15 protein-coding genes are annotated in these 16,094 nt (G+C 29.9%); 13 read left to right on the top strand and 2 right to left on the bottom strand.

What is annotated here, in order from left to right; genetic code table 11:
* Positions 1-308: 308 nt before the first annotated feature.
* From HYG85_RS02010 to HYG85_RS01980, 7 genes are all read left to right on the top strand, one after another.
* Positions 309-674, top strand: coding sequence for a BlaI/MecI/CopY family transcriptional regulator (locus tag HYG85_RS02010; protein ID WP_212692070.1), 366 nt, complete (start codon positions 309-311; stop codon positions 672-674).
* 12 nt (positions 675-686) lie between these two features.
* Positions 687-1,673, top strand: coding sequence for a M56 family metallopeptidase (locus HYG85_RS02005; protein WP_212692069.1), 987 nt, complete (start codon positions 687-689; stop codon positions 1,671-1,673).
* A gap of 12 nt (positions 1,674-1,685) precedes the next feature.
* Positions 1,686-3,176: a hypothetical protein gene (locus tag HYG85_RS02000; RefSeq protein ID WP_212692068.1), complete on the top strand. Its 1,491-nt coding sequence runs from the start codon at positions 1,686-1,688 to the stop codon at positions 3,174-3,176.
* 309 nt (positions 3,177-3,485) lie between these two features.
* Complete coding sequence (locus HYG85_RS01995; protein ID WP_244971262.1) at positions 3,486-4,070, top strand: RNA polymerase sigma factor; 585 nt, start codon at positions 3,486-3,488, stop codon at positions 4,068-4,070.
* A complete protein-coding gene (locus tag HYG85_RS01990; protein WP_212692067.1) occupies positions 4,033-4,755 on the top strand; it encodes a DUF4367 domain-containing protein in 723 nt (240 codons plus the stop codon). The genes HYG85_RS01995 and HYG85_RS01990 overlap by 38 nt, the downstream gene beginning before the upstream one ends.
* Before the next feature lie 72 nt (positions 4,756-4,827).
* A complete protein-coding gene (locus HYG85_RS01985) occupies positions 4,828-5,241 on the top strand; it encodes a hypothetical protein (protein ID WP_212692066.1) in 414 nt (137 codons plus the stop codon).
* A gap of 211 nt (positions 5,242-5,452) precedes the next feature.
* A complete protein-coding gene (locus HYG85_RS01980; RefSeq protein WP_212692065.1) occupies positions 5,453-6,988 on the top strand; it encodes a multicopper oxidase family protein in 1,536 nt (511 codons plus the stop codon).
* 33 nt (positions 6,989-7,021) lie between these two features.
* Here HYG85_RS01980 and HYG85_RS01975 read toward each other — a convergent pair whose 3' ends face one another.
* Both HYG85_RS01975 and HYG85_RS01970 read right to left on the bottom strand, forming a co-directional pair.
* The gene (locus HYG85_RS01975) at positions 7,022-7,375 is read right to left on the bottom strand and encodes a hypothetical protein (protein WP_212692064.1); all 354 of its coding nucleotides are present in this window, start codon (positions 7,373-7,375) and stop codon (positions 7,022-7,024) included.
* Between the two features lie 9 nt (positions 7,376-7,384).
* Positions 7,385-8,326 (bottom strand): hypothetical protein, encoded by a 942-nt coding sequence (locus HYG85_RS01970; RefSeq protein WP_212692063.1) that lies wholly within the window; start codon positions 8,324-8,326, stop codon positions 7,385-7,387.
* A 590-nt stretch (positions 8,327-8,916) separates the two neighbouring features.
* Here HYG85_RS01970 and HYG85_RS01965 point away from each other — a divergent pair.
* From HYG85_RS01965 to HYG85_RS01935, 6 genes are all read left to right on the top strand, one after another.
* Positions 8,917-9,156 carry a hypothetical protein gene (locus tag HYG85_RS01965; protein ID WP_212692062.1) on the top strand — a complete coding sequence of 80 codons (240 nt, stop codon included), beginning with the start codon at positions 8,917-8,919 and terminating at the stop codon, positions 9,154-9,156.
* A 16-nt stretch (positions 9,157-9,172) separates the two neighbouring features.
* Positions 9,173-9,889, top strand: coding sequence for a hypothetical protein (locus tag HYG85_RS01960; RefSeq protein WP_212692061.1), 717 nt, complete (start codon positions 9,173-9,175; stop codon positions 9,887-9,889).
* 318 nt (positions 9,890-10,207) lie between these two features.
* Positions 10,208-12,001 carry a sensor histidine kinase gene (locus tag HYG85_RS01950; RefSeq protein ID WP_212692060.1) on the top strand — a complete coding sequence of 598 codons (1,794 nt, stop codon included), beginning with the start codon at positions 10,208-10,210 and terminating at the stop codon, positions 11,999-12,001.
* Entirely contained in the window at positions 11,994-13,550 is a 1,557-nt protein-coding gene (locus HYG85_RS01945; RefSeq protein ID WP_212692059.1) for a response regulator transcription factor, read from the top strand. The genes HYG85_RS01950 and HYG85_RS01945 overlap by 8 nt, the downstream gene beginning before the upstream one ends.
* A 260-nt stretch (positions 13,551-13,810) precedes the next feature.
* On the top strand, positions 13,811-15,136 hold the full coding sequence (locus tag HYG85_RS01940; RefSeq protein ID WP_212692058.1) for an ABC transporter substrate-binding protein: 1,326 nt from the start codon (positions 13,811-13,813) through the stop codon (positions 15,134-15,136).
* 84 nt (positions 15,137-15,220) lie between these two features.
* Positions 15,221-16,090: a carbohydrate ABC transporter permease gene (locus HYG85_RS01935; protein WP_113676034.1), complete on the top strand. Its 870-nt coding sequence runs from the start codon at positions 15,221-15,223 to the stop codon at positions 16,088-16,090.
* Positions 16,091-16,094 lie beyond the last annotated feature (4 nt).

Raw genomic sequence — 16,094 nt, 5'->3', positions numbered from 1 at the left:
CGAATAATAATGGACATCGAGTCCATTATTATTCCTGACAGTCCAGTAGGGCTGTCAGATTAAATGCTGGGTTCGGCGTCCTGCCTCACTACTTCACATATACATATACTATTTTGCGGCGAAGTTATCGTCAATATCATTACAAAATATTTTTTCTTCTGAGTTAGCTAATTAATGGCTACTATATATATAGTATAAAGAAAAAGCTTAGGAAAAAGATTAAGATTATAATTAGATAAATGTTGACAGCTCCAGACTATTGTAGTAGTATAAAAATGTAAACTATTATAATAGTCTGGAGTGGTTTTATGGAACTGATTAAGTTATTTGACTCGGAATTGAGGCTTATGGAGCTTATTTGGCAGCAGGAGGAAAGTACGACAGCTAAGGAGTTAAGTCTTATTGCGGCTGAGATTATAGGGTGGAATAAGAATACGACCTATACTATTTTGAAGAAGCTGATAGCAAAAGGAGCCATAGAGCGGATAGAACCGAATTTTGTTTGCAAGGCTCTTATAACTAGAGAGCAGGTTCAGTTAGATGAGACTAGGAAGCTGATAGACAAATTATATGATGGTTCTATAAGGACTTTCTTTACTTCGTTTATTAAGAAAGAACATTTGTCCAAAGAAGAGATAGAAGAGCTCAAAGATATTATTAATAAAGAGCTGTAAAGGGTGATTACTATGATAAACAATATATTTTACTACATTTTAAATATGAGTATAATAGCGGCTATCATAGTGGTTATACTTCTATTGATTAGAGCTGTTTTCGGGAAGTGGTTGCAGAAACCATTGATTTATGCTCTATGGGGTATTGTTTTATTTCGTTTATTGATTCCAATATCCATATCAAGCGAATTTAGTCTAATAAATATGGTGAATCCTGATTTTGCTAAGGCTGTTGTTGTTTCTGATGCCGATAATGGTGTAACGGATATAACTTATAGTGTGACTAATGTGATGCAGCTTGCAGAAGAGTATAATCCCATAGAATATAAGACCAATAGGATAGAAAAGGTTTTTAATATTTTTGGTGTTATATGGTTGATTGGAGCTCTTTTATTTGTCTTAACAGCTATTGTAATTTATAGAATAACTATGAAACGTCTTAATCAGGCTGTGAAATTAGAGTATGATATGAAAATCATAGAAAAATGCAAGGAACGATTAAATGTTAATGGTGAAATAGGGGTCTATGAATCAGGTTTTATTAATACTCCAATTGTTAGTGGAATATTGAAAACTAAAATTATTATACCTAAGAATATAAAACCAGATTTCTTGGAATATATATTGATTCATGAGTTATCCCATATAAAAAGGAAAGATAATATATGGAAGCTACTGAGTATATTAGCGGTATGTATCCATTGGTTTAATCCTTTTGCATGGTTGTTTCTATGGATTTCAGAACGTGATATGGAGAATGCTTGTGACTATAAGGTGTTGAAGAACATTCCAGACGATAAAAGAAAGAATTATGCATTATCATTAGTAGAATTAGCGGATAGTCAAAGATTACCCTTTCCTGCATTAGGCAATACAGCAGTGAAACAAAGGTTAATTAATATTTCAACGTATAAGAGGATATCTACTATTATGCTGATAATTACTTCTATTCTATGTATGATAGTTACAATATTGTTAATAACGAATCCTATTACATAAGGGGTGTATATAATGAAAAGAAATAGGATATTAATGGCTACAGTATTAATAGCGTTAGTACTGACATCATGTAAGCAGAATATTATAGCTAAAGAAAATTCAACAGTACTGGATAAAAAGGTTGAGACAAAGGTTGAGACTGAGATAGTACAAGAAGAAGTTAAAACTATTGATGATTTATTTGGGGATAAGAAGTATTGGAATAAGATAGTACAATATGATACTAATTATGTGAAATTGAAAGATATAAATAAAAAAGATATAGAAGAAATAGAAGTGGATTTTTCTATGTTAGGGGAGTCTTCTACTATAAAAGAATTATCTGATGGTTACATAGCCGTTGGGCTAAAGAAATACGTGAAAAGTGAAAGGTTAACCAAAAGTAAAGCCACTTTTTACTACAAACCTATATTACAAAAACTTGATGAAACAGGTAAGATAGTATGGAATAAAGAGTTGAATCAGAAAATACCTTCAGGATCTATAAGGCATCTACTGGTTTTTGAAGATGACAGTTTTTTAGTTGCAGTTGATTCATATCAAAAATGGATGAATGGTGGAAAACGAACTCATGAAAATAACTGTATTATTAAATTTGATAAAGAGGGTAATCAACTATGGAAACAAGAATTTGATAATTATTCCAATGATATGTTTCAAGATATAGTACTTACTGATTCTGAAGAAATATTGGTTATTGGAGAATGGATGAAGGGTAGTAATGATATTGTTATAACAAAATTAGATTCAAAAGGCAACATTATAAAACAAAAGAGCTTTGGAGGCAGTGATTATGATACTCTTTATGTATCAAAATATGATAAAGACATGGGTATCGTAATAAAAGGTCGTACTAGCTCACAAGATGGAAGTTTTGCAATAGATAGTAAAAAAGAGGATATGCTTTTCGTAGCATGTATTGACGAGAAGGACCTGAAAGTCAAATGGGTTAATCAGTTTGAAGAAAATTATTCACCATATGACCAATTATATATTGATGAGGGTCTAGTATATGTAGCTGTTGATGGAGGAGCAACTCACTCAAAAGAAAATAAAGGTCTGATAATAACTATTGATAATGAGGGAAAAGTATCTAATAGTATAACACATATCTATCCAGAACATGAAAGTTGGGCATTAGCTATGATTGTACTGGAAAATGACGATGTAATTGTAGGGTGTGGTAATCGAAATGTTGGTACTTTAAGAATATTTGACAAATCAGGGAGAGAAAAGAAAATAATCAAGAACCTTAAGTTGTCACCTAATGAAATTATACCAACCCATGATGGGGGATTCATTGTTAAAAGTGTAAGAGAGATCAAAAGCATTCCTCAACCTCCAATTATATCATGTATATGGTTTGACCATGAAGTGGTTATAGTAAAATATGATAGTGATTATAATGTTCAATGGCGTAAGACATATGACAAATATAAGGAAAGTATAGAAGTAGAAAAAGTCATACCATTAAAAAATGGAAAAGTGATTGTTGAGAAATAAATAATTAGTAGTTTGATGGGAATAAAATATTAATAAAGTTATATAGTATGTATGATTCTAGATATATTAGGAATAATTAAAATATGAGGGATATAATATATAGCACCTTGATTGAGAAATTGGTCAGGGTGCTAATTATTTATGAATTTTTATGAAAAGTAATATAATATGTAGATAAATATTGGATAAGATAGTATAATTAGGACAAAAGACATATATGAATGGTAATATAATGTAAATTATTGGATAAATTACAGTTTTTTAGTAATAATACTGTAAAAAAATATATATTAAAAAGGAAGTGTTTTTGTGGTAGGGTTTTTATTAGTTATTGAGGATGAAAATACTCGTAGTAAACTGGAAGAATTGTATTATCAATATCACAAAGAAATGTTTTATATCGCTTACAACATATTGAAAGACTATCATGAAGCACAAGATATTGTACAAACGGCAATTATAAAAATATCTTCCTATATGGATAGAATCGAATCTATAAAGTGTAACAAAACAAGAGCCTTCCTTGTTATAATAGTTAGGAACATCTCTTACAATATATACAATCAAAGAAAGCGAAGAAACACAATGCCATTAGATAGTATAGAAGAAATAGTACCTGAAGAGGATATTGGACCAGAGTTACATATGATAAGATTGGATCAAGCAAAAGAGATGGCAAGATTACTTTCTAATATCAACAAAACATATGCTGATATATTAACATTGAAATATTTTTACGAGTATTCTAACTCAGAAATAGCTCAGCTGATTAATATGACAGAAGGAAATGTGAGAGTTAAAATCCATAGAGCAAAACAAGCATTAAAAAAAGAATGCCTGAAGGAAGGTGCTTTAGATGAAGCAAACAGATATGGATACCAGACAAAAAAATAAAATTTTTGAATCATACTATGGGTACATAGGTTCTTGTCATATAGAAAATATCATAGCTGATCAGGATAATGAAAGAGAAGAAATTAAAGAAGTAGAGTTTCCAAAAAATATTGATGAATGGTTTGTAAAATTTCATAGAAAATATAGAAGAAAAGAAAGAGTCAAAAAGTTAAATAGAAGATTCAAAAAAGCAGGTTGCAAGGTAGCTGTATTACTGTTATTAGTAATAAGCATGGGAACAGTTTTATCATGTACTGTTGAAGCTTTTAGAATCAAGATCTTAAACTTTTTTATTGAAGATAATAAAGAATACACTAGTGTACAGGTAAAAGAAGATGAAGAATCCATACCAGACAGTTGGAGTAATTATTATTATCCAGAATATCTGCCACAAGATTTTATATTGGATAAATCAGAGATTATGAATGACAAGAAAATATTAAGATTCATTGATGGAGACAAGTTTATATTAATAACTCAATCTCCAAACGGAACTAACTATCAAATGGATACAGAAAATGCTGAAGCGGATAAAATAGTAATCAATGATTATGAAGGATTGTTGATTGAGAAACAAGAAAATACTACCATTATTTGGCACAATGAAGAATGTAGTTTTAACATAATATCCAATATAATAAGTGATGAATTGATGAAAGTAGTAAAAAATTTAGAAAAAAGATAAAAAAAAATCATAAAAAAGTGTAACAAAACACCTCCCTTTATTGTTAATAAGACGAAGGGAGGTTTTTAATATATGAAAAAATATAAAAGGCTAGTATGTTTAGGTCTTATACTTGCTTTTTTTAGCACTACTTCTTATGGACTTGAAGTTGAAGCAATGGACAATCAGCTAAACTTTGTTTCAATAATTACCTTTGAAAATACTTTCCAGATATCTGATAGTGGACAAGCCTCTGTTACTTGCTTTTTATTTGCTAGAAATGTCAACAAAGTCAAAATAATAGCTGATTTACAACAGTATAAAGATGGGGAATGGAAAACAATTAAAAGTTGGTCAGGTAGCGAAGATGACACTAGTTGCCTAGTAGGGGGGAAATGGTACATAGCAAGTGGTAATACTTACAGAATGGTTTCATATGGCTATACTTATAAAGATGATGAATTTGTAGAAAGTACGATTTATATTAGTGAAAGCAAAGAATATTAAATAGGGGTAATAAATTTTTATTAGATTTTAAATATAGAGAGAAAAAAAGTAAAGGTAGATATATATAATAATACCTTTACTTTTTTAATTGCTAATAATAAGATGAAATTTCATAATAGATATTAGAGTAGATAATTATAGTTAATGCTCATATGTCAACAAAATAATTCATAATATAAAATGAACATATATTATGAAAGGTAACCAAGATATGACATTAGCGAAATTTGTTGATAAGTTACCGATAATAAGAACTATCAAGCCCAAGGGCAGAATGGATGGAGTTCCTTATTACCAGATGAGAATACAGCAATTCAAACAAAAATTGCATAGAGACCTTCCAGAAACTACTGTCTGGGGATTAGAAGGTAACTACCCAGGTCCAACTATTGAAGCTAAGAAAAATCAACTAATAAAAGTTGAGTGGATGAATGAGCTGCCAAGTAAACATTTACTTCCTGTGGATACTACCATACATGGAGCTGAGCCAAACAAACCAAGGGTAAGAACAGTTGTACATCTTCATGGGGGAGTTGTACAACCAGATAGTGATGGATATCCAGACGCTTGGTTCACCAATGGATATAGGGAAGTAGGTCCAGAATTCAAAAAGAAAATATATGATTATCCAAATATGCAAAGGGGTACTACACTATGGTATCACTCTCATGCCATAGGGATAACACGCCTTAATGTATATGCAGGAGTGGCAGGTGCATATATTATTCGAGATCCAGCTGAAAAACGTCTGAATCTTCCCAAGGGAAAATACGAGGTTACATTACTGATTCAAGATAGAACATTCAATGATGATGGTTCCCTATACTATCCATGTGAGCCAAAACCACCTATACCTAATGTTTGTCCTTCCATTGTATCTGATTTTTTTGGAGATAACATACTAGTGAATGGTAAGGTTTGGCCATATCTAGAAGTTGAACCTAGAAAATATAGATTCCGTATAGTTAATGGTTCTAACTCAAGATTCTATAGGATAGGACTCTCGTCAAGTCAGCCTTTTTATCAAATAGGAACTGACGGTGGCTTTTTGGAATCTCCTGTAATAGCTAAAAAGATATTGATAGCTCCTGGAGAAAGGGTAGATGTAATAATAGATTTTTCCAAGTTAAGAGGAGACAATATAGTATTAACCAATAATGCTCCATCACCATTCCCTAGAGGTAATCCAGTAAATCTGACTACAGAAGGTCAGATAATGCAATTTAGAGTGTCAAAATATTTAACAAGTTATGATTATAGTACAATTCCGTACAGATTGAATATTATAAAGCCTTTATATGAAAGAGATGCAAGACTAGAAAGATACCTTACTCTAGTTAGGGAAACAGATAAATACGGTAGAGCATTTCTTCTGTTGGATGATAAGAGATGGGATGACTCGATAACCATTAAACCTCTGCTAGGGAGTATAGAAGTATGGACTCTAATTAACTTAGCTAATTCAACTCATCCCATACATATCCATCTAGTTAATTTCCAAATCCTAGATAGACAGCCATTTGATGTTGAGCATTATAAAAAAACAGGAAAGATTCTAACCACTGGACCTGCTGTATTACCAGCACTCAATGAAAGAGGCTGGAAGGATACAGTAAGAGCAAATCCCAGTGAGATTACCAGAATCATCATGAGATTTGTTCCATATTCAGGTTTGTATCCTTGGCACTGTCATATATTAGAGCATGAAGACCATGAGATGATGAGACCTTATGAGATAATAACTTAGTATCAACCACCCATAATAGGGTGGTTGTGATTTCTATTTAGTACCATTATTATCAAGGTAATCATCTAAATTTATATTTATATTAGTTAATTGTTTTCTAGCCATTTCAAAATTCCAAGCTTCAGGTTTTTCATTGCAATCATTATATTTCCAATTTAAACCTTGTAAAATCCATTGTTTTCTTAAATATTCATGAGCTTCTTCTTTAGTTAGATAGGATATGTTATTTAATGTATCAAGAGTTATTTTATCATAAGTTCCATCTACTAACTCTCTTATTATTCTTTCATCACATCCACATTCATTTCCACAACAAGAACAAATATCCCCTATGGAAAAGGCTTCTACCAATTGATTACCACAAATTGGACAATAAAATTTATTCATAATTTTAACCTACCTTATTAGACTTTGAAAGTAGTCTTCTGCAATCATCTTTACAACACTTAAAGTATATCTACCACTTACTAAACCTTCATCATATGGAATATAATATGTTCTGATAAGCTTAGTTGCTGTATCATAAATAATAATTTCTAATGATTCAGTATTAAACTTCACAGTTCTACTAGGATTCTGTTTTGATATACCTGTTTTTATTTTTGAACCTGTTTTTTCTAAAGCTTTCTTTGCCATTTCCCAAAATTTCTTTTTATCAGGTTTCTTACCGTTTCCTGTGGGCATAAATTTAAAGCCTTCTGAATGTTTGTCATAATGGTAATTAAATCTACTAAACTGACGTTCTGTTGGCAAGCCTGTAGCTTTATTATAGATATAATCGAATCCTTCTACAACAAAACCACCAATATGTCTTGAAAATATATCAACTATATCATCCCAAACTGGTGATATTGTGTTCCAGTTTGCTGCAATAATTGCAACAACTCCTAAACTGATAATTACATCTACAACATTTCCTACTGGTATTCCTAAAGCTCCTGCTAATGCTAATAATGAATATTCTACTGCTTTAGGTAATGCTAACAAACTTAATTCTTGAGCTAATGTTAAAGAATTTGTTGCATATAAAGTTTTAACTTTTTTAACTTCTTTATAATTATAGTTAGTATCGACATTTTCAACATGAAATTTTAATAATTCGTCATTACCACTAGCTGCTAATAACTCTAGATTGTTGATGAATTTTTCTCTAGCTTCTGTAGATAAATTTTGATATACATTTACTGCCATTTCAATTGCATCTGCATCGCTAATTTGAATATCAGTATTTATCTCATTTGATGTGTCATATTCAGCATAAATATTAAAATCTATTGTTGTTATAGTTAGTACAAGTAATATAAATAGACTAATAATTTTATTGATTTTTTTATTCATAATTTTTCTCCTGATTTATTTATTTGCTGTCGACAACAAAGTATATATTAACACAATATTTTAATAAAAACAATAACCAAATTAAATATTTTGATTTAAACAAGATGTGGATATTATTATGTTGAAAATTAAAATTATTAATTATAATTCGTTTTATTTATTGAAGAAATTAATTTTAATTAACTATTTTTGAGTTAATTTATATCATATAAAATGTATAAAGCATAAAATGGTGATAAATATAATATTTCAATGGTTCTTAGTCATTCTTATTTTCAATTTATTAGTTGTAAAATTTTTATAGAGAATTGTTTGGATTATATAAAGATGTTATAATATAAGGAAATTAATGATATATGATAGATTTGTGTTTGGAGGGATGACTTGATGAAAATAAAAAATAGCATGTACAATTTGCTATCAAATTTTAAAAAATAAATGGCCTATATTAGCACAGCTTGGAAAAACTGCAGAAAACTATATATATACGGATTCTAATTCAGCTTTAATAAAATTAGGGTTGTTTGCTGAAAAAATTGTTAATCTAATGTTTGAATTAGATGGTTTAGAAGCCCCAAAGAAGCAAAGATTTGAAAGATGCTAGGAAAAATAAATGGAATGAATGTATGTTATGCATAGAAAGAGTGAATAAATATGCTAGTTATGAAAATTTAGCAGAGGAAATAGTTGAAGATGCAATAAATGATATTAAAAAATTGATAGACCCATCTGAATCATTATCTGCTGTAGCTAAAGCTTGCCTTTTAAGTAGTGGACATGAATGGGCCAAAGAAATAATTAATACAAGATACTTAACAGTTTATTTATAGAATTAGAAGGGGAATTATGAAATTACATTCTTTAAATTATAACCATAACAAAAATAAAGAGAAACTAAAAAAAGCAAGGATTTTAATAACTATCATATATATAATATTTGTAGCAGTATCATTTTTACTTATATTTAAAGAGAACAAGAATACTGTATCAGAAATTAATAACTTAATAGTAACTTTGGATTATAGAATAGATGTATTACTTTTCTTTTCTATCACACCTATATTTATTGATATAGTATTAATAAAAGCATGTAATAGATTAAATATAAAACAGATTTATCTAACCAAAGGGAAATTAGTAAAAGGTATAATTATTTCTGTAGTCTTTAATATTATATTTGGTATTACATTTTTTAATAACTTAACTAATGGCTATGTTACTCAAGACGTAATAACTCAAAAAAACATTTTTCTAGGGAGCAATGAAAACAAGTTCTCAGAAATTAAATACGTGGATATTGATCTTAAGCAAGGTCGTACAGGTAATTATTATATAGAATATAGTGTTGTTTTTAATAACAATAATGAAATTGAGTTGAGTGATTATGATAGTTGTTCCTATGATAAATTAGTGATAATTAATAAAGCTATAGAAAAAACGGATGCTGTTATAAATAGAGATTTATTATCACATAAAACTAAAAGCAAGGTTATAAAATGGTGTATGAGGTATCCTGATACTCTTGATTCGTTTAATTATTTATTACAATTGAATATTCAATAATTAGTAAAAGAACATTTGTATAATATAAAAAATAACATAGTTAATGATAAAATTATATTTCAAAGAGGTTATTGGGATAAATTATCTTTTCTAAAACAGCATAATTTACCTATTGAATAGTTATTACATAGCATTCTGACTAATAAACGGGTTAGAATGCTTAATTTTTAGGCTTTTTCAGATTAAGTATATAAATACACTAACAGATAAATTAATAAAGTGCTATATTTTAACCTAATAATAAATTGAAGTATTTTACATAAAATAGTATAATTATAATACTATATAGGGAATTTTGCTAAATAAGGTGCGTGAATCATGAAAAAAATACCAACCAAAAGGCTTTCTGTTAGAGGGCGTATAGTTACCATGTTTATTGCAATAATGCTGATAACAATATTAGTGTTTGGTACATATGCTACTTACAACATGTATAACAATATAATGAAGAATACATATAAAAACATGAATCTAATGATTGATGCCAATAATGAAAACCTAAACCAATCCTTTAGTATAATTACCAATACATCAATTGCCCTATCTGCAAGCGATGCTGTACAAGAATGGATCAAAGATGGTGATTATTTCAACAAAGATAACGAAAAATACTATCTCAATGTACAGAATCTCAATAAACAATTCCAGAATATATTAACATACAACAACGTATGGGAACTGAATTCCTTAACGTATGTTACTGTATATGAAAATAGAGAACTCCTTGGATACACTTACACAAAACAAGTAAGTACCAAGAAAATAACAGATGATTCCAAAAGGATTAATGAACTTGTGGTGAATGATACTGAAAAATATATTAGTTACATACCACCTTCACCAAGTAACAATACCATATACTACACCAGAAAATTGAAATCTGACTTTACAACTGATGACAGCCTGATAATTATAGCGGCTATAGGTGAAGAATATATAAAAAACAAATACAGCAGTCTTCTAAGCTATGACGGTTCATTAGTTTATGTAGTTGACGAGGAAGGGACTATATATTCCTCCAATGACAACTCATTATTAGGGGGAAAAATATCACAGGATATAACTAACAACATTGATACCAACAAAATGAATGAAATCAATTACAATAATAAAAAATATGTAACTGTCTCCAGAGAAATAAAAGAAAATGGATTCAAATTGATATACATGTTGCCAAAATCAAATTTAATCAAAGAAACAGTCACTGGCATGAACTCTTTTATCCTCATATCAATAATATTATCAGTGGTATTCATTACATTCGTTGTTATCATATCCATGCGAACTACTGTATTCATTAAAGACATTACCACTGCAATGAACAAGGTAAGGGAAAAAGACTATGATTACAGAATGATAAAATATGAAGATGTAACACTGGACACACTTGTTACAACTTTTAATTCTATGGTATCGGAGATACAGACACTTTTAAAAACTACATACGAATCAAAGCTATTACTTAATGAAATGGAAATAAAATTTTTACAGTATCAAATGAATCCACATTTTTTATTTAATATTTTACTAACCATTCAGATCAAAGCAAAAATGTGCAAAGACGAAACCATATATCAAATGATAGCATCCTTATCAGCTCTATTAAGAGCAGGAATATATGGAGATAAACGCTCCATTATAACTATAGAAGAAGAACTGAAATATGTAGAATACTATTTGTCACTCCAAAAAATGAGATATGAAGACAGGTTGCATTATTCTATTGAATTAGATGATGAACAGATAAAAATATGTGAGATACCAAGGCTTGTAATTGAACCTATAGTTGAAAATGCAATTGTTCACGGTGTTGAAGAAAGTGACAATGAAGCTATAGTTTCAGTAGAGATAAGTAACCATGAAGAAAAGATATATATCAAAGTAGTTGATAACGGTATTGGGTTTGACGTTGAAAAGATAATGAATACTGAAAACAAAGATATAACAGATAGAAAAGTAGAACGTGAAAAGATGGGATTAAAAAACACAGATCAGAGATTAAAGCTTATTTATGGTTCGGATTATGGACTAAATATACAGAGTCAAAAAAATGTAGGTACGACTATTGAAATAATAATTCCAAAGAATAAAGGGAGAGCAGAAAATGTATAAAATAATGCTTGTTGATGATGAACGTAACATTAGAAATGGTATAAAACATCTTATAGATTGGGATGGATTAGACTGCGAAGTTGTATCAGATTGCAGAAACGGTAAGGAAGCTCTTGACTATATAAAAGATAATGAAGTTGACATTCTTGTAACAGATATAAAAATGCCTGTTATCGATGGTCTGGAACTATGTAAGAACATAAAAGAAAACAAATATGATGTAGAAGTAATTATTCTAACTGCGTATTCAGATTTTACATTTGCTCAAAAAGCCATTAAATACAATGTAGTCGATTTCGTAATAAAAAATGAGTTCATTGAAGAATTGCCAAGTGCAGTTGAAAAAGCTACGGAAATCATTAATGAAAAAAGAAAAGAAAGCAAGAAGATACAATTATCCATCAATGATTATAATGAATACCGTTTACATATATTAACAAGATTAGCACTGTCTCAGAATGTAAGTATTAAAGATATAGAAAAATACAACATAGATAAATACAATTATTGCATTAGTGCCTGTGAGATAAACTATTATGATGGAGAAAAAGAAAATAACTCTTCCATAAAAATGATAAAAAACTTCCTTAACATTACTATGAAAGATTATGACTCGGAAGTAGTACCTATAAAAGATAATCATATCATGATTGTAATACTGATCGATAAGAACAAAGAGGTCACACTAAATAAGATAGTACAGCATTTCAATGAGATTCTACTGATGGTAGAAGAATTTATGCGTTTGGATATCAAGCTAGGAATAAGTCAAATCATTAATGAAACTAGTGAAATAAATAATGCTTATAAGAAAGCAAATGAAGCATTATCTCGTATAACCACTAAAGGCAATACACTATACATCTACGACTCAGAGCCTATGATAGATGAAAACGCTGTGAATATCAATATTGAGCAATTTACAAAAGAGATCTGTGATATAACATTAAAAGGTGATAAGGAAAATGCAGAAATCAAAATAAAAGACTTGGGTGAAGAGTTAGTCAAATCCGATAAAAGCTTTGAACAATGTAAAATGGATATTCTTATTATCTGTAGTTCAATAATACGAAATGTTGTTAAATATGATATAAGTCAAGACTTTAATCAAATAGAGAAGAAATTATACAAAAGCATCAATGATGCCAAAACCATGTTTAGCCTTATAGATATAAGCAAACACATAGTTGATATAGCAATAAGTATATGTACTGATAAAAAAGATATCAGAAACAAGCTGGTAACCAATGTAGATAATTTCATAAAAATCAATTATAAGAACAATATCTCCCTGCAAGATATAAGCAATGCACTGTTTCTTAACAGCAGTTATCTAAGTAGAGCCTACAAAAAATCAACTGGTATCACAGTGACAGATGCAATAAACATGTATCGCATAACCAAGGCAAAATTATTACTGAAAAACAGTGAGTTAAAGATATATGAGATAGGTCTAGAAGTTGGATTCAGTGATCCTGCATACTTTTCACATGTATTCGTGAAATACAACAATCAAAATCCAACAGAATATAGAAATAGTAATATGTAACAAAAAACTTGCTTTGATAAGATATTATAATCATTAGAAATTCTGATTAGAATATTAAAGCAAGTAATTTTTTTACCTTTTATAGAGATATTAGGTAAAAATAATACAAGGTCAAAAAATCAAGAATAATGCTTACCTTTTTTGGTCAAAATTAAACAATCAAAAGGAAAAGTAGACCATTCTGTTAATGAGGATTTACATATATACTATGATTACAGAAAAAATAATAACTGATTAACAATTAAGGGAGGATATTTTTTATGAAATCAATGTTAAAAAAAGTAATGGCTTTGATGGTAACTCTTACAATGGTTTTCACTCTAGCTGCTTGTGGTAGCGAAACTGAAAAATCAGATGATACGGTATCAAAGGATAAACCAGTTGAAATTACATATGCAACATTTATGGTAGGTTCACATGTATCAGCGGCTGCTGAAAAAGAAGTCTTAGATGCATTTAACGAAAAATATGAAGGTAAGATAAAAGTTAAAGTTGAAGAATTACCAAGTGATGACGCTTACGTAAATAAAATGAAAGCTCTTGCTGCTGCTGGAGCATTACCAGATGTTATTAATGGTAAAAATGGTCTTAGAGAACTAGCAATAAAAAATGGTCAAGCAGTAGATGTTATGCCTTTAGTTGAAGCTGATGCAGAATGGAACAAATATGTAGGTGAAGGTGCTATCAACTATAGTAAAACAGAAGATGGAAAACTATATTCAATAGCTAATCAAAAACAAATAGTAGGTTATTTCTATAACAAGGACATGTTTGAAACAACTGGCATCACACCAGCTAAGACATGGGAAGAATTCATGTCAAACAATGAAAAATTAAAAGAAGCAGGATTCACACCACTTGCTATGATGACAGGTGAAAATGCATGGACAACCAATCTTTGGCTTGCAGCTATGATCGGTACTAATGGGGACGAAGGTAATGAATTCATGAATACCAATTATCCTGATAGCTATGACAATGATTTAGTAGTCAATGCTCTTACAATGGTTCAAAAATGTCTAAAAGATTATACAACACCTGATGCAATAGGAGCTATTTACGCTAACGCTGCTAATAACTTCTTACAAGAAAACACAGCTATGATTGCTAATGGTCCTTGGATGGTTCCAGATTTCACTGATACATCAAAAGCAAAAGAAGGATTAGTAGATAGAGTTGGAGTTTCATTATATCCTAATGATGGTGTGGTTGCACAATACGAAATCGGATATGTATTATGTACAGCCAACAAATCAAAAGAAGAACAAGAAGCAGCTCTTGAGTTCTTGAAATTCAAGACAGGAAAAGAAGCACAAAAAATATTCTTAGAAAAATCAGGTGCTTTACCATTAACAGCAAATGTAGAGATCTCAGACGAGTACAAAGCGGCTAATCCACTTGTTGTTGACTTAATCAATCTTGCTGATGAAGCAAAATACGGATTTGAAAACATGGATAACACAGCTCATTCAAGTGTAATTGAAGAATTCTCATTAAACTACCCAGAATTAGTTTACGGTGGCATTACTCCAGAAGAAATGGCTTCAAAACTTACACAAGCTGCCAACAAGCATAAAGAACAATAATAAATAAGTTAATACAATTAAAACCTTGTCTTACTACTATGTAAGATGAGGTTTTTAAGAAAACAATTAGCAGTGGAGGACAATATGACTAAAAATAGAAAATGGATAATTTTATTTTTAACTCCTGGTATTATACTTTTTATTTTTGTGTTTCTTATCTCAATAGTTTTGCTGGTAGGCACATCATTCACTAACTGGTCAATCGGTTCAAGTATATCATTTTCAGGAATTAAGAATTACATATACCTATTTACTAAAGATAAAGATTTTATAACAAGCATTTTCAATACGATTAAATGGATTGCATTACAATCAACTATACATATACTTATCGGTGTTGGTTTAGCGCTGATATTAGCCAAGTCCAAATGGTATACCTCACTTGTAAGAACAGTATTTTTTATACCAAATATCATTTCTAGTGCGGCACTTGGTTTATTGTTTTTATGTATTATGAATCCTCAATTCGGAATGGTGAACAATATCATTACTAAGATCATGGGAGAACAATTTGTCCATAACTGGTTCATGAACCCTGATACTGCATTTTTCTCAGTAACTATGACTTGGCTGCCTTATGCAGGATTGGTTACTATTCTTGTCATGGCAGAGATGGCTTCCATATCCAAGGAAATATATGAAGCCGCATCAATAGACGGTGCTTCATCTTTTCAACAGGATATATATATTGTACTTCCTATGATGAGAAATATCATTGGTACAGCTACAATATTAGCTGCAACCAGTATGTTACAAAAACTTGATATCATCATTATGACTACAGGAGGCGGACCTGGTGCTAGAACCATGAACATGCCAATGTATCTCTATAATACAGCTCTTGTAGATAATAACTATGGACTTGCAAACGCACAAGGTGTAATTTTAATAATATTAGGCCTTATTACACTTATTTCTGTTCGTAAGATTTATAGAATGGATAAAGAACATTAAGGAG

Source organism: Vallitalea guaymasensis (genome assembly GCF_018141425.1).
Classification (GTDB): Bacteria; Bacillota; Clostridia; order Lachnospirales; family Vallitaleaceae; genus Vallitalea; species Vallitalea guaymasensis.
Note: the sequence above shows the minus strand (reverse complement) of the source record. Positions and strands in the feature narration are given on the sequence as shown.

Bases quoted from the DNA above. Each gene is read 5' to 3' on its own strand.
- HYG85_RS02010 (WP_212692070.1), top strand. From the start codon at position 309: ATGGAACTGATTAAGTTATTTGACTCGGAATTGAGGCTTATGGAGCTT.
- HYG85_RS02005 (WP_212692069.1), top strand. From the start codon at position 687: ATGATAAACAATATATTTTACTACATTTTAAATATGAGTATAATAGCG.
- HYG85_RS02000 (WP_212692068.1), top strand. From the start codon at position 1,686: ATGAAAAGAAATAGGATATTAATGGCTACAGTATTAATAGCGTTAGTA.
- HYG85_RS01990 (WP_212692067.1), top strand. From the start codon at position 4,033: ATGAAGCAAACAGATATGGATACCAGACAAAAAAATAAAATTTTTGAA.
- HYG85_RS01985 (WP_212692066.1), top strand. From the start codon at position 4,828: ATGAAAAAATATAAAAGGCTAGTATGTTTAGGTCTTATACTTGCTTTT.
- HYG85_RS01980 (WP_212692065.1), top strand. From the start codon at position 5,453: ATGACATTAGCGAAATTTGTTGATAAGTTACCGATAATAAGAACTATC.
- HYG85_RS01975 (WP_212692064.1), bottom strand. From the start codon at position 7,375: ATGAATAAATTTTATTGTCCAATTTGTGGTAATCAATTGGTAGAAGCC.
- HYG85_RS01970 (WP_212692063.1), bottom strand. From the start codon at position 8,326: ATGAATAAAAAAATCAATAAAATTATTAGTCTATTTATATTACTTGTA.
- HYG85_RS01960 (WP_212692061.1), top strand. From the start codon at position 9,173: ATGAAATTACATTCTTTAAATTATAACCATAACAAAAATAAAGAGAAA.
- HYG85_RS01950 (WP_212692060.1), top strand. From the start codon at position 10,208: ATGAAAAAAATACCAACCAAAAGGCTTTCTGTTAGAGGGCGTATAGTT.
- HYG85_RS01945 (WP_212692059.1), top strand. From the start codon at position 11,994: ATGTATAAAATAATGCTTGTTGATGATGAACGTAACATTAGAAATGGT.
- HYG85_RS01940 (WP_212692058.1), top strand. From the start codon at position 13,811: ATGAAATCAATGTTAAAAAAAGTAATGGCTTTGATGGTAACTCTTACA.
- HYG85_RS01935 (WP_113676034.1), top strand. From the start codon at position 15,221: ATGACTAAAAATAGAAAATGGATAATTTTATTTTTAACTCCTGGTATT.